The organism is Allobosea sp. P4_C6, from assembly GCF_056402015.1.
The window spans coordinates 1-24609 of sequence record NZ_JBFUIF010000048.1 but is presented as its reverse complement, the minus strand read 5'-3'; the positions used below and the strand labels follow the sequence as shown (position 1 = coordinate 24609).

The window sequence follows — 24609 nt, the reverse complement described above, 5'->3', positions numbered from 1 at the left end:
CCTCATCACAATCACAAAACGCTCAAACGCGGCGGTCGACTAACGTCGCCGCCGCGTTGCCGTTTAAAGCCCAAAGGTTCCCCGGAAAGGCCAAACGCCCTCCAGGACAAAACCAAAAGGCAAACACCGTTGACGCGGGGTGGAGCAGCCCGGTAGCTCGTCAGGCTCATAACCTGAAGGTCGTCAGTTCAAATCTGGCCCCCGCAACCAAATTCGCCAAACGCCGATCTTCGGTATCCAAAGCCGCCCTCCCAGGGCGGCTTTTTTGTTGCCCGCACCCCGCCGCCAGATCGATCATGCTCGCGATCTCGCTGATCAGCTCGATCTCGTAGCTGCACTCGATACGATMGATAACGACAGCCTCGATCAGCGATCGAAGAATGCCCAGCGCTTCCGTGCGTGTCTCGTCAGCCGCCAATGACTCTCGGAGGGTGTCGAATTTCCGACGGTGCAGCCGGCATATCGCGAGACAGCCTTGAGATGAGTGGCCAGCTTCGCGGCGTCGGCGCGGAGCATGCCCGACCATTTTTAATTTCATTGGCCTCCAACGTCACCAGCCATTCGCCGTTGCGCGGGACAAGCTGGCGGCTAAGCTCGAGGCTTGCGAGGTTGCCACGTCTGATCGGCATGTGGGCCAAGAAGTAGCGGATCCGGCCAAAAGGGACGCTCAATGGCCTGATGGTCGATGCGCCTTCATTTCCAGGCTGGGAAGGCATCGGAGCGCTCATCTCCCATCTGGAGTTCGCGAGGGGCCACCATCGCACAATCGAGCGCGTTGCGGTTGTTTCAGACGGTGAAGTTTTGAAGCTCGTTCCCCACATTGCGAAGCACTTCGTGGCGGACGAGATCAGGCTGTTTCCAGCAAACGAGAAAGCGCTCGCGCTGGCCTGGTTGGAGGCAAGCTCGACCAGGGGGCTTGGCAGGCGGTCGATGACCTCCGTGAGCGATGCGGCTTGACGGCTCTTTGTTCATGGCAAGCTGTCCCTAGGGACAATACGCTGAAACCGCCCGATGTGGTGGTGTGGGCGTCGTACGCAGTGGACATGCCCGATAGAGGCAGCACCACGCCGTCGGGGAAACGCGCGCTGGGCTACGAATGAACAGCGACGCGGCGTTGGGCCATGCTCAAGCATCGTGTTTGATGGACGCAGTATCCCCCGTGGCGACGTCGAAGCCCTTTCAAGCGTGAAGCAGCCCCCGGAGTGCGGCCATGGCCAAAGACCCCGCTGACGCCTTCGCCGACGCGCTCTCCTATGCGACCGACGCTTCGCAGCGTCTCGTATTGTTCCTGGATGCCTTGAGACAGCGCGGCCTCCAGTATGAGGAGCATCTGGCGCAGCTCGCTCCCCATGTCCTCGACTATGACACCGAGTTGGTCTGCGACGGACGCAGCCTGCCCCGGCCCGTCAACTACGTCGTGGTGCGGATCGCTCCTCCTCCAGGCATGGTCGTCGACAAGGTCAAGCGCCCCTTCGTCATCGTCGATCCACGCGCGGGCCACGGACCGGGCATCGGCGGGTTCAAGGCCGACAGCGAGATCGGCGTCGCGATGAGGGCCGGGCATCCCTGCTACTTCGTCGGTTTCCTGCCTGACGCTGTTCCGGGGCAGACGATAGAAGACGTCGCGCTCGCCGAGGCGGTATTTCTCGAAGCGGTCATTGCGCGGCATCCGGAGGCCGACGGCAAACCATGTGTGGTCGGTAACTGCCAGGCGGGCTGGGCCGTCATGATCCTGGCCGCGCTGAGGCCGGAACTCTTCGGCCCCATCATCCTGGCCGGCTCGCCCCTGTCGTACTGGGCGGGTGTGAAAGGCCAGAACCCGATGCGATACGCCGGCGGCCTGCTGGGCGGGAGCTGGTTGACCGCCCTCACCAGCGATCTCGGTGCGGGTACCTTCGACGGCGCATGGCTCGTCCAGAACTTCGAGAGCCAGAACCCGGCCAATACGCTCTGGAGCAAGCAGTACAACCTGTATTCCAAGATCGACACGGAGGTGGAACGCTATCTCGGCTTCGAAAAGTGGTGGGGCGGCCACGTCACCCTGAATGCCGAGGAAATCCAGTTCATCGTCGACGAGCTCTTCATCGGTAACCGGCTGGCCTGCGGCGAAATCAGAACCTCCGACGGCACGGCCATCGACCTCCGCAACATCCGCTCGCCGATCGTCGTCTTCTGCTCGAAGGGCGACAATATCACTCCGCCTCAGCAGGCGCTCGACTGGATCCTCGATCTCTACGGCAGCGTCGACGAGATCCGTTCCTATGGGCAGACGATCGTCTACGCCATCCACGACAAGATCGGACATCTCGGTATCTTCGTGTCGGCCGGGGTCGCCCGGAAGGAGCATGACGAGTTCGCGTCCAACATCGACTTCATCGACGTCCTGCCGCCGGGTCTTTACGAAGCGATCTTCGAACCGAAGACCGGAACCGAGGCCAACCCGGATCTGGTGAGCGGCGAATGGGTGATGCGCTGCGAAGCGCGAACCCTCGACGACATCCGAGCGCTCGGGGGGAACGAGCTTGAGGACGAGCGCCGCTTCGCCACCGTCGCCCGCGTATCGGAGATAAATCTCTCGCTCTACCGCGCGCTGGTTCAGCCCTGGATCCAGATGAACGCCAATCCTGCCGTTGCCGGGGCAATGCGGGCGATGCACCCGCTGCGCCTGCAATATGAGATATTCGGCTCGCGGAACCCGTTTTTTTCCTGGCTCGACGTAGCGGCTCCCAAGATGCGCCAGGAGCGCCAGCAGGTTGCAGACGACAACGTCTTCCTCAAGGCACAGGAAGCCGCCTCGGCCCAGATCGTCGGCGCTCTCGACAATTGGCGCCAGATCGTGGAGCGGATATCTGAGCAGACCTTCCGTACCGTCTATGGCTCGCCGCTGCTCCAATCGGCGGTGGGCATCGACACGCATTCGCAACGCCGACCTCGAGACGCCCCCAAGAGCAAGTTGCACGCCGAGCTCCTCGCGAAGCGTATCGAGGAACTACGCGCGAGCATGGCATCCGGTGACATGCTCAACGCTTGCGTACGGGCGCTTCTCTATGTCGGCATGGCGCGGGAAAGCGCGGACGAACGCAGTTTCGAAGCGATCCGGCGATTGCGCAGGCAGGGCCAGCATCTCCGCCGCCTGACATTGAGCGAATTCAAAGCGCTGACGCGCGAACAGTTCTTCATGCTGCTGATCGATCAGGCCGAGGCGTTGCGGACACTGCCCGGCCTGTTGCCCCCTGATCACGAGGGCCGAACCGCTGCATTCAAGCTTATTGAGCAAGTGGCGACGGCGCGAGGTTCACTTTCGGGGGAGGCTGCAGACCGGCTCGAAGAGATCCGACGTCTTTTCGAGGTTGCTTCACCGATGGGTTCGAATCCTCCCGGCAAGCTGCACGTCGCCACCCGACAGAGGGCCTAGGCATGCGCGTCGACGACAGCACTTTGGATGCGGACACCGCGAAACCGGGCTCCAAATACGACAGGCTGATTGCGGCGGCGCGCAGCGACACGCCGGCGCTGACGGTCGTCGCCCACCCCTGCGACGCCACCTCCCTTCGAGGTGCGCTGGAAGCGCGCGACGAGGGTCTTATAGTGCCAATTCTGGTGGGGCCGCGGCCAAGAATCCTTGAAGTCGCCGAGGCCGAGGGGCTGGATCTCGATGGTATCGAGATCGTCGACGCGCCGCACAGTCACGCCTCAGCGGCCGAAGCCGTCAAGCTCATCCGGGAAGGGCGCGGCGAGCTGCTGATGAAGGGCAGCCTTCATACCGACGAGCTGATGCGGGAGGTTGCAGCCTCGGCCACCGGTCTGCGCACGGAGAGGCGCATCAGCCATGTCTTTATCATGGACGTGCCCGGCCATGCCGAGACGCTCTTCATCACCGACGCGGCGATCAATATCTTCCCCGATGTCGACGCAAAGCGCGATATCGTTCAGAACGCGGTCGATCTTTGGACCGGGATCGGCCTCGGCGTGCCGCGCGTCGCGATCCTGTCGGCCGTCGAAACCGTGACGACCAAGATCCCTTCCACAATGGAGGCCGCGGCGCTGTGCAAGATGGCCGATCGCGGCCAGATCACGGGCGCATTGGTCGACGGCCCGCTTGCCTTCGACAATGCCATTTCCCCGGAAGCCGCCAGCATCAAGGGCATCAAATCGCCGGTGGCCGGGCGCGCGCAGATCCTCGTCGTTCCCGATCTCGAGGCCGGCAACATGCTGGCCAAGAATCTGACCTTTCTCTCCCATGCCGATGCGGCCGGAATCGTCCTGGGCGCGCGCGTGCCGATCATTCTGACATCGCGGGCCGATACGGTCCGCACGCGATTGGCATCATGCGCCGTCGCCGCACTCTATGCCGTCGCCCGGCGGGGAGTCGCCTCCGTGGCGGCGGTCTGAGCCCATGGATGCGATCCTTGTGGTGAACGCCGGCTCGTCGAGCCTCAAATTCCAGATCTTCACGGTCTCCCAGGCGACGCTGACACGCCAGGTGCGGGGGCAGCTCGACGGCATCGGCCAGCGGCCACGCCTGCGCGCGTCCGATGCCGGGGGCATGCCTCTGATCGATCTGATCCTGCAGCGCGAGGAGGTGCCAGATCTTCCTGCGGCGATCGACAAGACCCGAACGTGGCTGCGCAGCCTGGAGGGGTACAGCCTCCTGGCGATCGGTCACCGTGTCGTGCACGGGGGACCCGACTACTCTGCTCCGACCATCATCGATCACGCGCTCCTCGACAAGCTCGCGACCTATGCCGAGCTGGCGCCGCTGCACCAGCCCAACAATCTGTTGCCGATCCGGCTCGCGATGGACATCAATCCGGACGTGCCGCAGATCGCCTGCTTCGACACCGCCTTCCATCGCAACCATCCGGATCTGGCCGATTTCTATGCTTTGCCCCTGGCGCTTCACCGCGAGGGAATCAGGCGCTACGGCTTCCACGGGCTGTCATACGAGTATATCGCCGGGCGCCTCCGCGAGATCATTCCGCAGCTTGCCGTCGGGCGGATCATTATCGCTCATCTGGGCAGCGGCGCCTCGATGTGCGCCTTGCTGGACGGGCGCAGCGTCGAGAGCACGATGGGGTTCACCGCGCTCGACGGGCTGCCGATGGGAACGCGTCCGGGGCAGCTCGACCCCGGTGTCGTGCTGCACCTGATCATGCAGAAGGGGATGGCGGCCGAGGCCGTTTCGAAACTGCTTTACCATGAAGCCGGACTCAAGGGATTGTCCGGCATCTCCAACGATATGCGCGATCTGCTCGCAAGCGAGGATCCGCGCGCCGCTTTCGCGATCGACCACTTCGTCTATCGCTGCGCTCTCAACATCGGCTCGCTGACAGCGGCGCTGGGCGGGCTCGATGCCTTCGTTTTCACAGCGGGCATCGGAGAAAATGCGCCCGAGCTGCGGGAACGCATCGTCAGCCGCATGGCGTGGCTGGGAGCAGAGCTCGATCCGGAGGCCAACCGAGCCGGTTCATCGCTGATCTCGACGCCCGCCAGCCGTATCGGGGTCTACGTCGTTCCGACCGATGAGGAACTGATGATCGCCGGCCATACCTTGAGACTGATCACTGCCACCCATTGAGTCGAGGCCGTCATGACCATTCCAACCGCGAAAGCAAAGCTGCTCGAGGGAAAGCGGGGCCTGATCGTCGGGATCGCCAATGAGAGCTCCATCGCCTGGGGTTGCGCCCGGGCCTTCCGTGCATTCGGAGCCGAACTGGCCGTGACCTATCTCAACGAGAAGGCGCGCCCCCATGTCGAACCACTTGCCCGGCAGTTGGAAGCTCCCATCGTCCTGCCGCTGGACGTGGCCGTGCCGGGGCAGATCGAGGCGGTCTTCGAACAGATCGCCGAAAGCTGGGGCGAGCTCGACTTCGTGGTCCATTCCATCGCCTTCGCGCCGCGCGATACGCTGGCCGGCCGGGTCACCGATGCCCCGCTCGACGGCTTCCTGAAAACGATGGAGATTTCCTGCTGGTCGTTCCTCCGCATGGCGCAGTTGGCGGAGCCGCTCATGAAGAATGGCGGCACGCTCTTCACCATGACCTATTACGGCTCGCAGATGGTCGTGGAGAACTACAATATCATGGGCGTGGCCAAGGCAGCCCTCGAATCCGCCGTCCGCTACATGGCCGCCGAACTGGGCCCGAAGGGAATTCGCGTGCACGCGATTTCGCCCGGCCCGCTGGCTACACGCGCCGCTTCCGGCATCCCCGAATTCGACACCCTTCTGGAAAAGGCCAAGCGAAAGTCGCCGGCCCGCGAGCTCGTTTCCATCGACGATGTCGGCGCCGCGACCGCATTTCTCGCGCATGATGCCGCTCGGCTCATGACTGGTCAGGTTCTCTATATCGACGGGGGTTATCACATTATCGATTGAGTCGGCGCCGGCAGCGCCACATTGCGTGCATGGCCGCTCAATGAGCCAAAAATAGAGGCACCGGGCTGTTTTGAAGTAGCGAGCTTGTCACGCCGCCTAGAATGGCCTGGCGGAACCGCGAGTGAACGAAGGCGCCCATGACGATCAACTCGGTCGCGCTATCATGAACGTGCTGTCGCAGAGCCTCGGCGACGTCGCCGCCGGCCGCATCAAGCCTCACGAACTCGCTCTTCACGCGATGGCGCTCGAGAAAGCTGATCAAGCCACTGGCGGGGGCTGCGCGGCTCAGATCTTTTTCTCCGGAAACGACTACGACCGAGACGGATTGTGCGCTCTGTAACAGCGGCATCGCATCGCCGACGGCGCGGGCTGAACGTGCGCTGCCATCCCAAGCGATAGCAAGCCGCTGCGGCGCAGGATTGCCCCCCAGCTTCGGCACGACGATTACCGGTCGTCCACTATTGAACAGCGCTTCCTCGACCGCATAGCGGTTGCTTTCGAAAAGATCGTTGTTCCCGTCGAGAACGGCCACATCATGGAGACGTGACTGTTGGTTGAAGCGCTCAGTCAAATCGTCGAGGGCGAGATCGGGCAGGTCAAACACACAGCTCAGGCCGGCTTCGTCGACAATAGCGCGAGCCGCTGCGGCACACGTCTCGACCAAGTGTCGCCGGCGCTTGTTCTCCTCCGCGACGATTCCCGCGGCGAAACCGCCGATCGGGCTGTAAGGCAAGGATGCACGCGGGACGAAGGCCTGGAAGGTCAGGCTCGATCCGAAACGACGTGCGAGGCCGACGCCAAAGCGCACGGCGGAGGTTGCCGCGCCATCGCCATCGTCGGCTGGCACCAGGCAAACCAGGATGCTTTTGAACTCTTGCGCCATCTGCCTCGCCTCCGGCCGTGATATCGACGTTCCGATCCCGTATGTCCGGCGTCCACATCGCGCCTGTCTGCCGTCCGGTCCGGGCAAGCCTGCAGCAGAACCGAATTGTGCGAAGTCCTGTTGGCCTGGATAATGTAGTCAGATGCGAGCAGGCCCCTGAACAAGGTGCCGTGCAAGCCCGTGGTGCGGCAGACCAGCGTCATGCGGGTGGGCTCCAGGCAATTCATCCCCGCATGCTGCGCAACTGGCCGTCTCAGCGCGTGCCGCGATCAAGGAGATCGACGAAGCCGCTGCTCCCGTATTCTTTCGGCACCATCCCGCCGGCGCCGGCGACCCTGGAATATTTCGAGATGATGGGATGCGTTGCGACCTCGCGCCGGTTGTCAAGCGCGACCTCGGTGGCGTTAATCTCGACGGCTTTATCGGAGGGATTTCATCACAAGCCGGGCCGGCAACGTATTGTCCTTGAGAACAGGTTCGCGCGAGCCACTTTCGTCTAAAATCGGAGGTCGGAAGGCCAATCTGGGCCGGGCAAATTGATCATGTATTCGAGCAGAGGCCTTCCGCGCGCTGCAGGCAGCGCAGCAAAATGGTTACGCCAGAAAGTGAGGGGGTTTTGCGCCGGAGCGCCCATCGCCCCGGACGTCTTTGTCGGGAGAACGCCATGCCTGTCCGGATCCTGCTGGCCTGCATCATCGCGGGCGGCCTTACCTCCCAGACGTTCGCGCAGACGCCGCAGGTCCAGCCACCCGGGCAACCGCAGCCATCGGCAGGCACTCCCGTCCAAGCCGACCAACTCCTGAACAAGGCGCAACTCGACGCGCTGGTTGCGCCGATCGCGCTCTATCCGGATACGCTGCTGGCGCAGGTTCTGATGGCCTCGACCTATCCGCTCGAAGTCGTGCAGGCGGATCGTTGGCTCGCCACGAACAACAAGCTCAAGGGTGACGCCCTGAAGGTGGAAGCCGAAAAGCAGGCCTGGGACGTGAGCGTCAAGTCGCTCGTCGCCACGCCTTCGGTGCTGGAGATGATGAGCAAGAATCTCGACTGGACGCAAAAGCTCGGCGACGCGGTGCTGGCCCAGCAGCCCGACGTGATGGACGGCGTCCAGCGGATGCGGACGCGAGCCTATGACAACAAGAAGCTGTCCTCGGGTCCCCAGCAGGTGGTTGGGGTCCGGCAGGAGAGCGGGCGGCAGACGATCGCGATCGAGCCGGCCGTGGCCGACACCGTCTACGTGCCCTATTACGATCCAGGCGTGGTCTACGGCGCCTGGCCCGAACCCGCTTACCCGCCCTATTACTTCCCCTACACCGGCTATGTCGCCGCCGGCGTCGTGGCGACGGGTCTCGCTTTCGGAGCCGGCTATGCGCTCGGGCGCTGGAACAACGGCAATTACTGGGGCGGCAACGTCAACTGGAACAACAACAACATCAATATCAACCGCGACCGGGTAACGCATTGGCAGCACAACCCGCAGCATCGCCATGGCGTGCAGTATCGCAACAACGCGGTCCAGCAGCGTTTCGCGGGCAACAACAACATCCGGGCCGGGGCGGACGGACGGATGGATTTCCGCGGACGCGGCGGCGACCAGGTGCTGCGCCCCGAAGGCGGCCGCGGCGGGGCGGGAGCAGGTGCCCGCCCGGAGCAAAGGCCGGGCGACCGCCCCGGAGCGGGCGCCAGGCCCGACCGCCCGGGCGGCGACCGTGCGCGGCCCGATGGTGGACGCGGCGGTCAGGCACGGGCGGCGACGCAGCAGCGGCGGCCGGAAGCCGGACGCGGCGGTCAGGCCCGGGCGTCCCAGCAGGCCCGGCGTCCATCCAGCGGCGCGAACCGCGCCGCGGCATCGCGCGAGAGCGCATACAGGATGCAATCCGGTCGCAGCGCTAACCTTCAGTCGCAACGCGGGCATGCGAGCATGGGCGCCCGTCCAGGAGGAGGCCGCGCGATGCATGCCGGCGGCCCCGGGATGCGCGGCGGCTATGGTGGTGGAGGCCGGGTCGGCGGCGGCGGCTTCGGAGGCGGCGGCGGCCGGGTTGGCGGAGGCGGAGGGCGCGGTGGAGGCGGCGGCGGACGTCGCTCCGATATCCAGCTCAAGCACGACATCATGTTGATCGGCCGGCTGGATAACGGGCTGGGTTTCTACCGCTTCGCCTATAACGGCTCGCAGCAAAGCTATGTCGGTGTGATCGCGCAGGAGGTCCAAGGCGTCGCGCCCTGGGCGGTGCGTCGCGGCTCGGATGGCTATCTGAGGGTCGATTACCGTCAACTGGGCGTGCCGTTCCAGACCTTTGAGCAGTGGAAATCATCGGGCGCGCGGGTTCCGGCCTGGGGCCAAGGCCACCGGGAAGGATCGCCGGCTCCCGCCCATGTCTCGCATGTCGAGGATGCAAGGCCATGACCATCGCATCGCCAATGGAGCGATCAGTATTTCGCCTGATCTGCGCGGCCGCGTTCGGCCTTGTCGCGGCGGCGACGGCCGCGAGAGCGCAGGAGCCCTTCAAGACGCCGTCGGATGCTGCGACGGCGCTAATCGAGGCGGCGCGCGGAAACGAGGAAAAGCGCTTGCGCGCCGTTCTCGGAATTGTCGGGCGGGATAGCCTGCATTCCGGGGACGACGTCGCCGATGCCGCCGATCGCAAGCGCTTCCTCGAAGCTTATGACAGCCGGCACTCGATCAACGAGCAGGGCGACAAGGCGACGCTGCTCGTCGGTCAGGATGATTTTCCCTTCCCGATCCCGATCGTGCGCCGGGGCGATGGCTGGAAGTTCGATGGCGTATCCGGCCGCGACGAGATCCTCGCCAGGCGCATCGGTCGCAACGAGCTCGCGGCGATCCAGGCGAGCCTCGCATTCTTCGACGCGCAGCAGGAATACGCCGCCAAGGACCGAACCGGCCAGGGCGCGGGCGTCTATGCGCAGAGGATCGTCAGCAGGCCGGGCGCCAAGGATGGCCTCTACTGGAACAGCGCCGCTGGAGAGGAGCCGAGTCCCCTGGGCGAACTCGCCGCTGAAGCTGCGGCGGAAGGCTATAAGGCGGGTGAGACGCGCCGGCCCTTCCACGGCTACTACTACAAGGTCCTGAAGCGCCAGGGGTCCTCGGCGCCGGGCGGCGCGATCGACTATGTCGCCGGCGGCAAGATGCTCGGCGGCTTCGCCCTGCTGGCGTATCCGGCCGAGTATGGCCGCTCCGGTGTAACGAGTTTCATGCTCAATCACGCCGGGACGGTCTATCAGAAGGACCTTGGCTCCGGCACCAACCGCATCGCGGCGCGTATGCAGAGCTTCAATCCAGACAAGGGCTGGGAGAAGGTCTCAACGAACCGAGCAGATTAGCAGGACAGCCTGGAGCGCTCTCCAGGGAACATTCTCTGCCTGGCCCAATGGTTGTTCCCTGAAGATCGTTTCGATTGATCCCGGCATGGAGCCAGGCGCCTCCATCGCCTCGGCCCCAATGCACCGCCCTCAAAAAGGGCCGGGGCGCTCTGACTCGCCGCGGCTGCAACCGCCCGTTGTTCTTTCACGCGCAATGCGCCGCCCCGTGAAAGCAGGCGCATACAGATTCGATAAAAACAGGCTTGACTGTTTGTAAATGAGAACACAACCTCCCCACGATCCCGGCAGCGAGGTTGGCGTGAGCGAAACYGGCAAGAGACGATCGCAGAAGGAGCGCAGCGCCGAGACCTCGACGCGTCTCATGGCTGCGACCATCGACCTGCTTCACGGCCGAGGCCTCTCCCGCACCACCACCCCGGAAATCGCCCTGCATGCGGGTGTCTCCCGCGGCGCGCTGACCCATCATTTCGCCGGCCGCGAGGCAATCATCAGCGCCTCCGTTGCCGACCTGCTGAGCAAGGCGGCCCGCGACCTGCACCGCTTCGCCGAGGACTTCATGGAGCGGGGCGGCTCCAGCGACGAGATCGTCGACTACATCTGGCGGATGATGGACGACCGGCTGTTCTACGTGACGATGGAATACCTGCCGGAGGCCCGCCACAATCCCGATTTCCGCGCGGAGCTCATCCCGACCGTCCGCGAATTCCATGCCGGCCTCGACGCGGTCTGGACAGCGCTCGCGACCCGCGCCGGTACCGACCCCGACCATACCCGGATCGTGATGAACGCCACCATGTGTCTCGTGCGCGGCATGATCAGCCAGACCGTGCTGCGTCCCAACGACCCCGTCTACTACGAGAGCATGCTGAACTTCTGGAAGCAGCAGGTGCGCCAGCATTTCCCGATCAAGCCCGCAATCGTCGCCGCCAAAGCGCGCAAGGCTGCCACGGCATGACGGCTGCCCTGACCATCGAGGGCCTGAAGCTCGGCTTCTACGGCGTGGAGGTGCTGCGTGGCGTCGATTTCGCGGTGCCGCAAGGCTCCTTCACCGGGCTGATCGGGCCGAACGGTGCCGGCAAATCAACCTTGTTCAACGCCGTGTCGGGCCTTTACCGGCCGAGCGCAGGCTCTGTCCGGCTGGGCCAGACCGAGACGGCCGGCCTGCCGCCGGAGAAGCTGGTCGCGGCCGGCCTTGTACGCTCGTTCCAGCTCGCCCGCGGCTTTCCCAAGCTCAGCGTCTTCCAGCACCTGATGCTCTACGGCGCGGACCAGCCCGGCGAGCATCTGCTGGCGGCCCTGCTCGGTACAGGCCCTGCACGCAGGCGCGAGGCGGAACTGGCCGAACGCGCCTTCGAGATCGCCCGGCGGCTCAAGCTCGACCATGTGCTCGACAATCCCGTCACTGCGCTTTCCGGCGGCCAGAAGAAGCTCGTCGAGATCGGCCGTGCCCTGATGGCCACGCCGAAGCTGCTCCTGCTCGACGAGCCGATGGCCGGCGTGAATCCAAGCCTGACCGAACAGATCGCCGAGCACCTCGTCGCGCTCAACCGCAACGGGCTGACCATCTGCCTGATCGAGCACGACATGGGGCTGATCCGGAAGCTCTGCGCGCCGGTCATCGTCATGGCCGAGGGAAGGACACTGACGCAGGGCAGCTTCGAGGAGGTCGCCTCCGACAGCCGCGTGCAGGAAGCCTATCTCGGGAGGCGGCATTGAGCCCGGCACCGGGAGACTTGCTCACCGTCGACGGCATCGTCGCCGGCTACGGCGCGGCCGAACAGATCCTGAAGGGCGCATCGCTGCGGGTCGCTCCCGGCGAGATCGTCTCCATCATCGGTCCCAACGGGGCCGGCAAGTCGACGCTGCTCAAGACCATCGCCGGCCTCGTCCCGGCGCGCGAAGGGGCGATCCGGCTCAACGGCGCCGACGTCACCCGCGCGAATGCGCTCGGACGGGCGCGCGCCGGCATCGGCTTCGTGCCGCAGGAGCGCAACGTCTTCGGCGCGATGACGGTCGCCGAGAACCTGGAGATCAGCGGCTTCCAGGAGCCGGGCAAGGTCGGCAAGCGCAGCGAGGAGCTATATGCGCGCTATCCGATGCTGACGGAGAAGCGCAAGGCGCTGGCGCGCACGCTCTCGGGCGGCCAGCGCCAGATCCTCGCCATGGCGATGGGGCTGATGAACGCGCCCTCGCTGCTGCTGCTCGACGAGCCGACGGCCGGCCTGTCGCCAAGGGCGGCCGATGAATTGTTCGACGCGATCGTTAAGCTCAACCAAGGTGGGCTGCCGATCCTGATGGTCGAACAGCACGCTCTCGAGGCGCTCGAAATCTCGACGCGGGGCTATGTGCTGGTTTCCGGCCGCAACAGCCGCGAGGGCGCCGGGCCGGCGCTCGCCAACGATCCGGATATCCGCCGGCTTTTCCTCGGCGGCTAGGACGAAACCACGCCGTAACAATCAAGCAAAATAAGCAGGGGACCATCATGACGCCGTTCGCAACTGACCGCCGCAGGCTCCTGACCGGAGCCGCCGCCCTCGCCAGCCTCTCGGCCCTGTCCGGCCGCGCCCTCGCGCAGGGCGCCCCGATCAGGATCGGCACGTTGACGCCGCTCACCGGCTCCGGCGGCCCCTACGGCCCGGTCATGGTCAAGGCGGTCAAGGCCGTGATCGACGAGGTCAATGCTGCCGGCGGCGTGCTCGGCCGCAAGGTCGAGCTGGTTTCCGAAGACGACCAGACCAATCCGGAAGCAGGCGTGCGCGCCGCCCGCAAGCTGATCGACGTCGACAAGGTCTCGGCCATCCTCGGCACCTGGGCCTCCTCGGTGACGACCGCCGTCGCGCCGCTGTGCTGGGAATCGAAGACCTTCCTGGCGACGGTCTCCGGCGCGGATTCGATCACGCTGCTGCCGCATCAGGGCTATCTGATCCGCACCCAGCCCAACACCACGCTGCAGGGCAAGAAGTTCGGCGAGTTCTGCATCGACCAGAAGGCCAAGCGGGTCTTCTTCCTCTCGCCACAGACGCCCTTCGCCAAGAGCCAGTTCGACAACATCACCGCCGCCGTCAAGGCCGCCGGCGGGGAGACCGGCTCGCTGATCTATGACGACAAGAAGCCGGCGTACCGCACCGAGATCGACGAGGCGCTGCGCTTCAAGCCGGATGCCATCATCTTCAGCGGCTACACCCCCGACACCGCCGTGATGCTCAAGGACATCTACCGCGCCGGCTTCTCGGGGCTGAAGGTCGCCTTCGCCTATTCGGTGAACCAGAAGCTGGTCGAGAGCGTGCCGGCCGAGGTGGTCGACAAGACCTTCACCATCGCGCCGTCGCCGGCCGAAGGTTCCAAGGCCTACGAGCGGCTGGTGAAGATGATCGGCGTCGCCTCGCCCGATCCCTACACCACCCAGATCTACGACCAGATCAATCTCGTGCTGATGGCGATCGCGCTTGCGGGCGAGGCCTCAGGCCCTGCGATCAAGGACGCGATCCGCAAGGTCAGCCAGGCTCCCGGCGGGGTGAAAGTCGACAACGCGGTCGACGGCCTCAAGGCGATCGCCGCCAAGCAGCCGGTCGACTATGACGGCGCCAGCGGCCCCTGCGACTTCACAGAGACCGGCGATATCAGCGACTGCCGGTTCCGCTACGAACAGGTGCAATCGGGCAAGCTCGCGCTGGTGAAGATCGCGTGACCCAGCTTCTCCAGGCGCTCATCAACGGGGTGATGACCGGGACGCTGATCGCTGTCCCGGCCATCGGCTTCTCCGCCATCTTCGCGGTGTTGCGCTATCCGAACTTCGCCATTGCCGCTTACGCCACGATCGGCGCCTTCGCGGCTTGGTGGGCCAATGCGCAGATGGGGCTGCCGGTGATGGCCGCGCTCGTCGTCGCCTTCGTGGTGACGGGTGCGGTCGGCGTCGTCGCCGAGGAGACTGCGCTCAAGCGCCTGCGGAACAACGGTGCGCTGATCGTCGCCATCGCCTCGATCGCGCTCAATCTCGTGCTCGAGAACATCGTGCGCTTCATCTTCGGCAACGATATGCGGGGCTACGATCTGCCGATCGCGCGCGATCTGCGCTTCGGCGAATTGCGCATCGGTCCGCAGCAGCTCCAGAGCCTCCTGCTCGCGGTGCTGATCATGGCCGCCATGTTCGCCTTCCTGCGCTACACCCGCTTCGGCAAGGCGATGCGGGCCGTCGCCGACAATCCCGACCTCGCCCGGCTCAAGGGCATCGATCCGGCCCGGATCGCGATCGTCACCATCTTCCTCGGCGCGGGGCTGACCGGGATGGGCGGCGTACTGATCGGATTGGACACCTCGATCGACCCGCTGACCGGCTATCGCGTGCTGCTCTCCGTCTTTGCCGCCTCCGTACTCGGCGGGCTCGGCTCGATCCCCGGCGCCGTCCTCGGTGCGCTGATGCTCGGCGTTGCCGAGGAGCTCGCGCTGCTGGCCGTTCCCGCGACCTACCGCACCGCCGTCGGCTTCGTCGCCATCCTGCTGATGCTGACCTTGCGCCCGCGCGGCATCCTCGGTGAAAGGGCCGCCTGATGCTGTCCTATCTGATCTTCACCCTGACGCTCTGCGGCATCTATGGGCTTCTGGCGCTCAGCCTCAACCTGATCTGGGGCGGGGCCGGCCTCGTCAATCTCGGCCTCGCCGGCTTCTTCGCTGTCGGTGCCTATGCCTCGGCGCTCGCGACCGGCGCCGGTGCGCCCGTCCTGATCGGCTGGGGAGCGGCACTCATCGTCGGCGCGGCGGTCGGGCTCATCGTCACCTTCGCGACTTTGCGCCTGCGCGACGACTATCTCGCCATCGTCACGCTCGGCTTCGCCGAAGTGATCCGGCTCGTCGCGCTGAACGAACGCTGGCTGACCAACGGCTCGGACGGCATCTCCGGCATAAAGGCACCGCTGAAGGCGGAGCTCGGCACGCAGAATTTCGCTTTCTTCTATCTCGCGGTGGTCACCCTGGTGCTGATCGTCGTCTGGGCGCTGCTGCGCCGGCTCGACCGCTCCCCCTATGGCCGCGCCATGAAGGCCATCCGCGAGGATCAGCAGCTCGCGGCCTTCGCCGGCAAGACCGTATTGCGCTTCAAGCTCCAGGCGTTCGCACTCTCGGCGGCGATCGCGGCGCTGGCAGGTGCGCTCTACGCGCATTTCCAATCCTATATCTCGCCCGATCACTTCCAGCCGCTGATCACGATCTACATCTTCCTCGCCGTCACGGCCGGCGGCGTCGGCCGCCCGAGCGGGGCGGTGCTCGGCGCCTATGGCGTCGTGATCTTCCTGGAGGCGACGCGCTTCCTCACCGAGTGGGTGCCCGGGCTGCAGCCGGTCCAGCTTGCCGCCACGCGCGAGATGCTGATCGGCCTGGCGCTCATCCTCGTCCTGCACCTCAAGCCGCAGGGCATCCTGCCCGAGCGAATCCCGAAGGCGCCGGTCCCGCCGGCTGCCGCCTGAAACCGAAGGCCCGCCATGTCAGACGATCTCGCCATCCTCGCCGCATTGCTCAAGGAGCCGGGTCAGCCCGAGGCTGCCTTCAAGGCTTTCGAGGACATCGCCAGGCGGCTCGTCGGGCATGAGCTCTTCACCCTGCTCTATGTCGACGGGCAGGAGGTCGCGCGCATCTATTCCAACCGGCCGGACGAGTACCCGGTCTCCGGCCGCAAGACGATGGGCCCGACGCCCTGGGGCAAGCATGTGCTGGACGGCCGCCAGCCCTATCTCGGCAAGGACAAGGCCGGTATCCGCTGGGCCTTCTTCGATCATGAATTGATCGAAAGCATGGGGCTGGGTTCCGTCATCAACATCCCCGCGATCTATGACGACAAGGTCGTCGGCACGATCAACCTGCTCGCTTCTGAGCACCATTACCGCGAGGAGCATGTCGCGCCGGTCGAGCGGCTGGCGCCCATGCTGGTGCCGGCCTTCCTCGCCGCGCGCGCCGCAAACAAGGCCGCCTGATTCAATCCTCCTGAGCCTGCCCGAAGGAACATGCCCGTGGCTTCCACCCTCTTCACCAATGCCCGCATCGTCGACGGCTCGGCGCCGGAAGCGGGCGCGCCCGTCAGCGTCCTCGTCGAGGGCGGCACCATCCGGGAGGTCGGCAAGTCCGTGACCTCGGCCAAGGCCAAGGTCGTCGACCTCAAGGGCAAGACCTTGATGCCCGGCCTGATCGACGCCCATGTCCATGTCGTCGCCGGCGTCGCCGATCTCGGTGCGAATGCCCGCCTGCCGGATTCGCTCGTCACCGCCCGCTCCTTCGGCATTATGCGGGCGATGCTGATGCGCGGCTTCACCACGGTGCGCGATGTCGGCGGCGCCGATTTCGGCCTGAAGCAGGCGACGGAGGAAGGCCATTTCCCGACGCCGCGCCTCGTCATCTCCGGCAAGGCGCTGAGCCAGACCGGCGGCCATGCCGATTTCCGCGGCCGCTACGACGACCGCCCGAGCGTGATAGAGCGCCATCGGCTGGGCGCGCTCGGCCGCATCTGCGACGGCGTCGACCAGGTCCGCCGCGCCGCGCGTGAGGAGCTGAAGGGCGGCGCCGACTTCATCAAGATCATGGCCAATGGCGGCTGCGCCTCCCCGACCGACCCGATCCACTTCCTCGGCTTCTCCGTCAGCGAGCTCGAGGCCGTGGTCGAGGAAGCGCGGATGGCCGGCACCTATGTCTCGGCGCATGTCTATACGGACGACGCGATCCGCCGCTGCGTCGAGGCCGGCGTGCATTCGCTCGAGCATTGCAACCTGATCCAGGCCGAGACGGCGAAGCTCGCCGCCAGCAAGGGGGCCGTCGCCGTGCCGACGCTGGTGACCTACGACAAGCTGGTCTCGGACGGGCCGAAGCTCGGCTTCCCGCCGGATTCGGTTGCCAAGGTGGATGTCGTCCGCTCGGCCGGGATGGAGTCGCTCGCGATCATGAAGAAGGCGGGCCTCGCCATGGCCTATGGCAGCGACCTGCTCGGCGAGATGCACAAGTACCAGTCGGAGGAGTTCGTGATCCGCGGCCGCGCCCTGCCGGCGCATGAGGTCATCGCCTCGGCGACCCATGTCGCGGCGAAGCTGCTGCGGCTCGAGGGGCAGATCGGCACGGTCGCGCCCGGCGCCCATGCCGACCTGATCGTCGTCGATGGCGACCCGCTGAAGGACCTCTCGCTGCTGACCCGCCAGGGCAAGCACATGCCGCTGATCATGAAGAGTGGCGTCTTCCTCAAGCGCACGAGCCTGAATTGAGCCTGTCGTTCCATTCCTCGACGAGGCTGCTCTCCATGTTCCCCGACTTGTCGGAGCTGAAATTGTCGCCGGCTGGCGGGTTCGGCATGGACAAGCGGAAACACTCTTCTCACGATGGCAGGAGGCGCGGAAGAATTGTTCCACGCCGAGCTGGGAGGCATTGCCGATGACCATGCTGCATCTCAGGAACTTCGCCCTTCTGGAGCCGGAATTCGGCGAGCTGCGCCGAGGCTATGAACTGCTGATCGAAGGGGAGACGATCCGGGAACTCTCCGACAAGCCGCTAAAGATCGAAAAGGCCGCGGTACTGGACTGCGGGGGTCGCACGCTGATGCCCGGCCTGATCGACTCCCACGTCCATGTCTTCCTGTCGGAGGTCTATATCCGCCTGCTGGAATCCGTTCCGCTGACGCTGATGACGGCCCGCGCGGTCAGGCTGATGAAGGGCATGCTCGATCGCGGCTTTACCAGCGTCCGCGATACGGGCGGGGCCGATTGGGGCATCAAGGAGGCTGTCGAGAAGGGCGATGTCGCCGGTCCCCGCCTGTTCATCGCCGGCCAGGCGATCGGGCCGACGGGCGGCCACAGCGATCCGCGCCGGCGTACCGATTTCGGCGCGCGCTGCCATTGCTGCAATGCGATGGGCTATACGATGAACGTCTCGGACGGAGTTTCCTCGGTCCGCAAATCGGTGCGCGAGCAGATGCGGCTCGGCGCCGACCACATCAAGATCATGATGTCCGGCGGGGTCGCCTCGCCTTACGACCCGCTCGACTCGATGCAGTTCAGCGAGGATGAAGTGCGCACCGCGGTGGAGGAGGCGAAGGCCTTCGGCCGCTATGTCTGTGCCCATGCCTATACGCCCGAAGCGATCACGCGCGCGGCCAATTGCGGCGTCAGGGCGATCGAGCACGGCAATCTGATCGACGAGGCCAGTGCTGCGCTGATGGCCGAGAAGGACATGTTCCTGACGGCCAATCTGGTGGCGTATTATGCGATGAAGGAGCGTGCCGCCGATTTCGGCATGACCGGCGAGATGCTGGCCAAGAACGACCTCGTCATCGATGGCGGCCTGCGCTCCCTGGAGATCTGCAAGCGCGCCGGCGTGCCGGTGGCGTTCGGCAGCGATCTGCTCGGGCAGCTCCAGGTCGAGCAATCGCGGGAGTTCCTGCTGCGCCGGGAGGTGCTGTCGCCGATCGAGATCATTCGCTCCGCCACGACGATCGGCGCACAGCTCCTGCGCATGGAAGGCAAGCTTGGCACGCTTCGTGCCGGGGCCTTCGCCGACCTGATCCTGATCGACGGGGATCCGCTCAAGGACCTCGGCCTGTTTCAGGATCAGGGCCGCCATCTGGCGGCGATCATGAAGGGCGGCGTTTTTCACAAGAACACGCTGCACTGATCCGGATGCCGGCATGGCCGCTGCGGGCTTGAGGCGCGCGCGCAAACAGCGAGTTGGGGACGAAGGCGAATGAGCGACTGGGGCAGGGAAAGACGACGCCGGGCCGGGATTGCGGCCGGCCGCCGCCGCGGGAGGCGAGCATGAGCGCGTCCGGATCCAGCCTCGGGCGCTACGCTCTGAACGGCGCCGCCACACTCACCCTCGGCTTCATCCTGATGCCGTTGTTCTTCGTGACCTGGCTCGCCTTCTTTCGCCAGGAGATTCCCTCCTTTCCTCCCGAAGGCTATTCGCTGCGCTGGTTCGATGCGGCGATCGCCAACAAGTCGTTCCGGGAAGGCTTCGTGCTGAGCACGCAGGTCGCGGTGCTCTCGACCCTGATCGGGCTCCTGTTCGGGGTTCCGGCGAGCCTTGTGCTCGTCCGTCACCGCATCCCGCTCGGCCCCGGCATCAACACGCTGCTGCTTCTGCCGCTGGTGATGCCCGGCATCGTGCTGGGCACCTCGATCTACGTCTTCCAGATCGAGACGGAGATCGCGACAGGGTGGCCACTTCTCGGCTCGCTCGCCGGGTTGGTTGCGGCGCATTCACTGGTGGTGCTGCCTTGGGTGGTGCGGCTCGTCACCGCGAGCCTCGCCGGTTTCGACCGCAGCATCGAGGAGGCCGCCCAGAACCTTGGCGCCGGCCCCTGGACCACCTTCCGCCGGGTGACCCTCCCTGGTATCCGCCCCGGTATCGTCGCGGCGGCGCTGTTCGGCTTCGTGACCTCCTTCGGCAATCTGGAGATGAGCCTGTTCCTCGTCGGGCCGGGCCGGATCACCCTGCCGATCGCGATTCTCCAATATCTGGAATGGAAGATCGATCCGGCCGTCGCTGCGGCGTCGCTGATGCAGATCGTCCTGATCGCCGTGGCGATGATCGTCACCGACCGCTACGTCAAACTGAGCCGGGTCGTCTGATGGCACGCCTTTCGATCGATCATCTCAACAAACGCTATGGCGACCTCACCGTGGTGGACGACGTCACCATCGACGTCGCCGATGGCGAGTTCCTGGTCCTGCTCGGCCCGTCCGGCTGCGGCAAGACCACGACCCTGCGCATGATCGCCGGGTTCATGCCGCCTTCGGCGGGCTCGATTACGATCGGTGAGCGCAACGTGACTGGCTTGCCGCCGTGGAAGCGCAATTGCGGGCTGGTCTTCCAGAGCTACGCGCTCTTCCCGCATATGACAGTCGCCGAGAACGTCGCCTTCGGGCTGGAAATGCACAAGGTCTCGGCCGCCGAACGCACCCCACGCGTCGCCGAGGCGCTGCGCCTGGTGCGCCTGACCGGTTTCGATTCCCGTTATCCTCGGCAGCTTTCCGGCGGGCAGCAGCAGCGTGTGGCGCTGGCACGCGCGCTCGCCATGGAGCCGGATGTGCTCCTGCTCGACGAGCCGCTCTCTAATCTCGACGCCAAGCTCCGACAGGAGGTCCGGGTCGAGATCAGCGATCTCACCCGCAAGCTCGGCCTGACGACGATCATGGTGACGCATGATCAGGAAGAGGCGTTGACCATGGCCGATCGCCTCGTGGTCATGGAGAAGGGGCAGGTGCGCCAGATCGGCACCCAGCGCGAGCTCTACGAGAAGCCGGCGGACCGTTTCGTCGCGGGCTTCATCGGGCGCAGCGCCTTCCTGGAAGGGTCTGTTGCGGAGGCCGGCCGATTCCGCAGCGCAGGCGGACTCGACATCGCCTGCATGGCCGCCGCCGTGCCGGGGCCGGCGACGCTTGCGCTCCGGCCCGAGCGGGTCGCGGTCGGYGCCGAGAGCGARGCCCTGCCGAACGGCTTCCAGGCGCGCGTCGAGTACGTTTCCTATCTCGGCGCCTTGCTCGAGATCGATGTCGCGCTGTCGGAGCAGGACCACATGCTTCTGCAGATCCCGAACCGCCGCGGCATGGTGGAGCCGAAGACGGGCGACACCCTCACCATAGGCTGGGCCGCTGATGTCGGGCTCGTCTATCCGCGCGCGGTATGAGCCGCGCGTTTCCAGACATCCAATCAGGGGAGTCACAGAGATGACATTCACAATCGATCGCCGCAGCCTTCTGGCGGGTATGAGCCTGGCGGGCGGCCTTGCCGTATCGGGCCTGCCAGCACGGGCGCAATCCGGCGGCAGGGTCGTCGTCGGCACCTGGGGCGGCGACTATGCCCGCCTGCTGACCAAGAACATCGAAGACCCGCTGCTGAAGCCGAAGGGCGTCGAGGTGGTGCAGGACCAGGCCAGCGACGCGCCGCGCCGCGCCAAGATGATCGCGGAGAGGCGCCTGCCGCGCGGCACCGTCGATATTCACGGCCTCTCGGCTGCGAACATGTTCGAAATGAACGAGGCCGGCGTCGTCGAGCAGATCGACTATTCCAAGCTTCCGAACGCCAAAAGCCTGCTGCCGACCATGAAGTATCCGTATGGCGTCGGGCACATCTATTCGGGCAACGTCGTCATCTACAATCCGAAGATCATCAGCCCCGCGCCGACCGGCTTCAAGGACTGGCTTGACCCGAAATGGGGGTCGAAGATCGGCTTCATCGACATCCAATACCAGTCGATCATGATCGCCGCCTCGATGGCCGCCACCAACGGCGCCAGCATGAACGATCTCGACAAGGCCAAGGAGGTGCTGCTTGCGGTGAAGAAGGCCGGCGGGCGCGTCTATCCGACCAATGAGGCCTTCGCCCAGGCGATGAAGAACGAGGAGGTCGGCATCAGCGCGATCTGGAAGGCGCGCGTGGTGCAGTGGCAGAATGCCGGCATCCCCTGCGAGGCGATCGCGCCCATCGAGGGCATTCCGATCTACGTTTCGGGCTTCGTCATTCCGAAGAACGCTCCGAACAAGGACAACGCCTACGCCTACATGAACGCGATGCTCGAGAAGGCGCCGCRGGAGGCCTTCGCCGCCGATATGGGCTACAACGGCACCGTATCGGGGCTCGCGGTCCCTGCGGACCTGCAGAAGCGCATCGGCTTCACCCCTGAGGAGGAGAAGCGCCTCAAGGATCTCGACTACGCCTTCCTCGCCAAGAACGACGCGGCCATGAAGGAATGGTGGGACAAGGTTTTCAAGGCGTGAGGATGCGCCGCCTCGCCATTCCGATGCGAGCCGCAGGCCCGCAGCCGCTGACCACGATCGCTTCGGCATCCTGGTCGGGCTCGAAACGTCGGTCCGGCTCGCGCCTCGGGGAGGCGGCGACATTGCCTGGTTCCGTGTCGTGTTCAAGGGTTGGGGGGCGCTCCGCAGGAGCGCCCCCGGAAAGAACGGGGAGGCTGTCATGAGCACCGCCGCGCCTGAGCCGGTTGCCGGCTCCCGGACCCATCTTGCCGGGCTGCTCGTTATCCCGGCGACGATCCTCGTCATGGTCGGCCTGATCGGGCCGATCGCGATCCTGTTCCGCTATTCGCTCAACCAGTTCATCCCGGGCCAGTTCATGGTCGACGGGCTGACGATCGAAAACTACGTCAAGTTCTTCACCGACCCGTATTATCTCAACGTGTTGCTGCGCACGGTGCGCGTCGCGGTGATCTGCACGCTGGCGTGCCTGATCCTCGGCTTTCCGCTGGCCTATGTGCTGGCGCGCACGCAAAGCCGCTTCAAGAACCTGCTGATCATCGCCGTGGTGCTGCCGCTCTTCGTCGGCAACGCGGTGCGCGCGGCCGGCTGGATGACAGCCTTCGGCAACAAGGGCGCCTTCAACGTCTCGCTGATGGGGCTTGGCCTGATCGACCAGCCGATCGAGATCATGTTCACGGAGACCGCGGTGCTGATCGGCATCATTGCGGTCAACCTGCCCTTCATGGTGCTGACGTTGCAGAGCGTGATCGAAGGGATTCCGCGCAATGTCGAGGAGGCGGCGTTCAGCCTCGGTGCGGCGCCGGCCGCGATGGTGCGGCGCGTGCTCTGGCCGCTGGCCATGCCCGGCGTTCTCGCTGGCACGATCCTCACCTTCATCCTCGCCATGAATGCCTATGCGACGCCGGTCCTGCTCGGCGGGCCGAAATTCCAGATGATGGGGCCGCTGGTCTACGGGCAGTTCGCCCAGCAGAACAACTGGCCCTTCGGCGGGGCTATCTCCTTCATCCTGATGACGGCGACACTGCTGCTCACGGTCGTTGCCAATCTCGTCGTCCAGCGCCGCTATCGCTGAGGCCCGACGACGGCGAGTCACGCGTTTCACTGCCGCCGATCGCGAATTCCACGCAGGATCAAGCCGGCAGCGGACATGCGGGAATCCGCTCGATTGACGCGCTGTTCCGGTCCGAAGTGAGACTGCGAGACCGTGTGTACGGTAACGACTTTGGAGGACGGAAAATTCGTGCAGCGAAGACCCGAGCTTGCCAATCGGGACATGTGACGGCAGTCTCGGATCGGCAAAGACGTTCGACAGGTTTATGCCGGAGTGCTATCTCGTCGGGCAACAGAGCATCGGAAGCTTCAAAATCATGATCATGGACGGTGGTATGGACGAGATCGCTTTGCTCGGGCGTCGCTCGGAGCTCCTCAGCCGCCGGTCGTTTCTGGTCGGCTCAGCTGTTGGTATCGGCGCGCTGGGGCTGGGCGGCTGCGCGACCTCCGACGGGATGAGCTTCGCCGAGGCGCAGAGGGTCTACGGCCCGGTGCCCGAAGAGAAATTCCCGATCCCGGCGGTCGACGTCAGCAAGGTCGATCCGAAATATTTCCGCCGGACGGTCCGCTACGACTCCAAGGAAGCACCCGRCACGATCATCGTCGATCCCGGCAATTACTACGTATACCGCATCGAGGGCGACGGAAACGCCACCCGCTATGGCGCCAATGTCGGCCGCGACGGCTTCCGCTGGAACGGCGACGCCTATGTCGGCCGCAAGTCCGAATGGGCGACCTGGACACCGCCCAGGGAGATGATCAAGCGCCAGCCCGAGGCGGCGAAATGGGCGCGCGGCATGCCGGGCGGGCTCGACAATCCGCTCGGCGCACGCACGCTCCATCTTTACCAGAACGGCGCCTACACGCTCTACACGATCTACGCCAGCAGCGATCCGGACTCGATCGGCTCCGGCGTCACGAGCGGCTGTGTCGGCCTGCTCAGCCAGGATATGATCGACCTGTATTCAAAGACGCCGGTCAAGACGAAGGTTGTCGTCCTGCCAGCCTAGGGCACCGGTGTCGCCCGGCCCGGGCGTGTCGATGCGGGCAGTGAAAAAGAGAACGGGCCCGTTCATGAGGGTCATTGCGGCTGTCGGCGGCAGGGGCCGGAGACAGCCGCTCCGGCCCTCTGCGTCGGCCAATCTGCTCTTGGTGTTGGCAAAGCGGCGTTTCAGCTCGTCGATTCCGTTCAGGCGCTCGTGGATCGATGTACGTTATGG

22 protein-coding genes and 1 tRNA gene are annotated in these 24609 nt (G+C 65.2%); 22 read left to right on the top strand and 1 reads right to left on the bottom strand.

The features are described 5' to 3' along the window. The first annotated feature begins 133 nt into the window (after window positions 1-133). From AC1DVA_RS22890 to fabI, 6 genes are all read left to right on the top strand, one after another. A tRNA-Met gene (locus AC1DVA_RS22890) sits at window positions 134-210 on the top strand. A gap of 468 nt (window positions 211-678) precedes the next feature. Beyond that, window positions 679-957, top strand: a complete 279-nt coding sequence (locus AC1DVA_RS22885; RefSeq protein WP_265050855.1) for a SpoIIAA family protein — start codon at window positions 679-681, stop codon at window positions 955-957. 253 nt (window positions 958-1210) lie between these two features. After that, entirely contained in the window at window positions 1211-3415 is a 2205-nt protein-coding gene (locus tag AC1DVA_RS22880) for a DUF3141 domain-containing protein (RefSeq protein WP_265050854.1), read from the top strand. A gap of 2 nt (window positions 3416-3417) precedes the next feature. After that, complete coding sequence (locus AC1DVA_RS22875; protein WP_476807382.1) at window positions 3418-4392, top strand: phosphate acetyltransferase; 975 nt, start codon at window positions 3418-3420, stop codon at window positions 4390-4392. A 4-nt stretch (window positions 4393-4396) separates the two neighbouring features. Continuing rightward, window positions 4397-5578, top strand: coding sequence for an acetate/propionate family kinase (locus AC1DVA_RS22870; protein ID WP_265050852.1), 1182 nt, complete (start codon window positions 4397-4399; stop codon window positions 5576-5578). 12 nt (window positions 5579-5590) lie between these two features. Further along, the gene (fabI, locus tag AC1DVA_RS22865) at window positions 5591-6376 is read left to right on the top strand and encodes an enoyl-ACP reductase FabI (protein WP_265050851.1); all 786 of its coding nucleotides are present in this window, start codon (window positions 5591-5593) and stop codon (window positions 6374-6376) included. Between the two features lie 37 nt (window positions 6377-6413). Here fabI and AC1DVA_RS22860 read toward each other — a convergent pair whose 3' ends face one another. Next, window positions 6414-7259: a universal stress protein gene (locus tag AC1DVA_RS22860; protein ID WP_476807381.1), complete on the bottom strand. Its 846-nt coding sequence runs from the start codon at window positions 7257-7259 to the stop codon at window positions 6414-6416. A 664-nt stretch (window positions 7260-7923) separates the two neighbouring features. Here AC1DVA_RS22860 and AC1DVA_RS22855 point away from each other — a divergent pair. From AC1DVA_RS22855 to AC1DVA_RS22780, 16 genes are all read left to right on the top strand, one after another. After that, complete coding sequence (locus tag AC1DVA_RS22855; RefSeq protein ID WP_476807380.1) at window positions 7924-9663, top strand: DUF3300 domain-containing protein; 1740 nt, start codon at window positions 7924-7926, stop codon at window positions 9661-9663. Beyond that, complete coding sequence (locus AC1DVA_RS22850) at window positions 9660-10598, top strand: DUF2950 domain-containing protein (protein WP_476807379.1); 939 nt, start codon at window positions 9660-9662, stop codon at window positions 10596-10598. The genes AC1DVA_RS22855 and AC1DVA_RS22850 overlap by 4 nt, the downstream gene beginning before the upstream one ends. Before the next feature lie 298 nt (window positions 10599-10896). Next, window positions 10897-11553 carry a TetR/AcrR family transcriptional regulator gene (locus AC1DVA_RS22845; RefSeq protein ID WP_476807378.1) on the top strand — a complete coding sequence of 219 codons (657 nt, stop codon included), beginning with the start codon at window positions 10897-10899 and terminating at the stop codon, window positions 11551-11553. Then, window positions 11550-12314 (top strand): ABC transporter ATP-binding protein, encoded by a 765-nt coding sequence (locus tag AC1DVA_RS22840; RefSeq protein WP_476807377.1) that lies wholly within the window; start codon window positions 11550-11552, stop codon window positions 12312-12314. Before AC1DVA_RS22845 ends, AC1DVA_RS22840 begins: the two co-directional genes overlap by 4 nt. Window positions 12315-12331: 17 nt before the next feature. Next, a complete protein-coding gene (locus AC1DVA_RS22835; protein WP_476807376.1) occupies window positions 12332-13033 on the top strand; it encodes an ABC transporter ATP-binding protein in 702 nt (233 codons plus the stop codon). Window positions 13034-13080: 47 nt separating this feature from the next. Continuing rightward, complete coding sequence (locus AC1DVA_RS22830) at window positions 13081-14286, top strand: ABC transporter substrate-binding protein (protein ID WP_265050844.1); 1206 nt, start codon at window positions 13081-13083, stop codon at window positions 14284-14286. Then, complete coding sequence (locus tag AC1DVA_RS22825; RefSeq protein ID WP_476807375.1) at window positions 14283-15146, top strand: branched-chain amino acid ABC transporter permease; 864 nt, start codon at window positions 14283-14285, stop codon at window positions 15144-15146. Before AC1DVA_RS22830 ends, AC1DVA_RS22825 begins: the two co-directional genes overlap by 4 nt. Beyond that, a complete protein-coding gene (locus AC1DVA_RS22820; RefSeq protein WP_476807374.1) occupies window positions 15146-16057 on the top strand; it encodes a branched-chain amino acid ABC transporter permease in 912 nt (303 codons plus the stop codon). Before AC1DVA_RS22825 ends, AC1DVA_RS22820 begins: the two co-directional genes overlap by 1 nt. 15 nt (window positions 16058-16072) lie before the next feature. Beyond that, on the top strand, window positions 16073-16561 hold the full coding sequence (locus tag AC1DVA_RS22815; protein WP_265050841.1) for a GAF domain-containing protein: 489 nt from the start codon (window positions 16073-16075) through the stop codon (window positions 16559-16561). Between the two features lie 36 nt (window positions 16562-16597). Then, window positions 16598-17833: a metal-dependent hydrolase family protein gene (locus tag AC1DVA_RS22810; RefSeq protein WP_265050840.1), complete on the top strand. Its 1236-nt coding sequence runs from the start codon at window positions 16598-16600 to the stop codon at window positions 17831-17833. A gap of 166 nt (window positions 17834-17999) precedes the next feature. After that, window positions 18000-19235 (top strand): metal-dependent hydrolase family protein, encoded by a 1236-nt coding sequence (locus AC1DVA_RS22805; RefSeq protein WP_476807373.1) that lies wholly within the window; start codon window positions 18000-18002, stop codon window positions 19233-19235. A gap of 140 nt (window positions 19236-19375) precedes the next feature. Further along, window positions 19376-20191, top strand: a complete 816-nt coding sequence (locus AC1DVA_RS22800) for an ABC transporter permease (RefSeq protein WP_265050838.1) — start codon at window positions 19376-19378, stop codon at window positions 20189-20191. Beyond that, window positions 20191-21249, top strand: a complete 1059-nt coding sequence (locus AC1DVA_RS22795) for an ABC transporter ATP-binding protein (protein ID WP_476807372.1) — start codon at window positions 20191-20193, stop codon at window positions 21247-21249. The genes AC1DVA_RS22800 and AC1DVA_RS22795 overlap by 1 nt, the downstream gene beginning before the upstream one ends. 40 nt (window positions 21250-21289) lie before the next feature. After that, entirely contained in the window at window positions 21290-22339 is a 1050-nt protein-coding gene (locus AC1DVA_RS22790; RefSeq protein ID WP_476807371.1) for an ABC transporter substrate-binding protein, read from the top strand. Between the two features lie 199 nt (window positions 22340-22538). Beyond that, on the top strand, window positions 22539-23411 hold the full coding sequence (locus tag AC1DVA_RS22785) for an ABC transporter permease (RefSeq protein ID WP_265050835.1): 873 nt from the start codon (window positions 22539-22541) through the stop codon (window positions 23409-23411). Between the two features lie 295 nt (window positions 23412-23706). Continuing rightward, window positions 23707-24399, top strand: a complete 693-nt coding sequence (locus AC1DVA_RS22780) for a L,D-transpeptidase family protein (protein WP_476807370.1) — start codon at window positions 23707-23709, stop codon at window positions 24397-24399. Window positions 24400-24609: the final 210 nt, after the last annotated feature.

Coding starts and splice junctions, on each gene's coding strand:
- AC1DVA_RS22800 (WP_265050838.1), top strand. CDS start 19,376: ATGAGCGCGTCCGGATCCAGCCTCGGGCGCTACGCTCTGAACGGCGCC.
- AC1DVA_RS22785 (WP_265050835.1), top strand. CDS start 22,539: ATGAGCACCGCCGCGCCTGAGCCGGTTGCCGGCTCCCGGACCCATCTT.
- AC1DVA_RS22820 (WP_476807374.1), top strand. CDS start 15,146: ATGCTGTCCTATCTGATCTTCACCCTGACGCTCTGCGGCATCTATGGG.
- AC1DVA_RS22860 (WP_476807381.1), bottom strand. CDS start 7,259: ATGGCGCAAGAGTTCAAAAGCATCCTGGTTTGCCTGGTGCCAGCCGAC.
- AC1DVA_RS22830 (WP_265050844.1), top strand. CDS start 13,081: ATGACGCCGTTCGCAACTGACCGCCGCAGGCTCCTGACCGGAGCCGCC.
- AC1DVA_RS22815 (WP_265050841.1), top strand. CDS start 16,073: ATGTCAGACGATCTCGCCATCCTCGCCGCATTGCTCAAGGAGCCGGGT.
- AC1DVA_RS22880 (WP_265050854.1), top strand. CDS start 1,211: ATGGCCAAAGACCCCGCTGACGCCTTCGCCGACGCGCTCTCCTATGCG.
- AC1DVA_RS22805 (WP_476807373.1), top strand. CDS start 18,000: ATGACCATGCTGCATCTCAGGAACTTCGCCCTTCTGGAGCCGGAATTC.
- AC1DVA_RS22870 (WP_265050852.1), top strand. CDS start 4,397: ATGGATGCGATCCTTGTGGTGAACGCCGGCTCGTCGAGCCTCAAATTC.
- fabI (WP_265050851.1), top strand. CDS start 5,591: ATGACCATTCCAACCGCGAAAGCAAAGCTGCTCGAGGGAAAGCGGGGC.
- AC1DVA_RS22850 (WP_476807379.1), top strand. CDS start 9,660: ATGACCATCGCATCGCCAATGGAGCGATCAGTATTTCGCCTGATCTGC.
- AC1DVA_RS22855 (WP_476807380.1), top strand. CDS start 7,924: ATGCCTGTCCGGATCCTGCTGGCCTGCATCATCGCGGGCGGCCTTACC.
- AC1DVA_RS22885 (WP_265050855.1), top strand. CDS start 679: ATGGTCGATGCGCCTTCATTTCCAGGCTGGGAAGGCATCGGAGCGCTC.
- AC1DVA_RS22840 (WP_476807377.1), top strand. CDS start 11,550: ATGACGGCTGCCCTGACCATCGAGGGCCTGAAGCTCGGCTTCTACGGC.
- AC1DVA_RS22875 (WP_476807382.1), top strand. CDS start 3,418: ATGCGCGTCGACGACAGCACTTTGGATGCGGACACCGCGAAACCGGGC.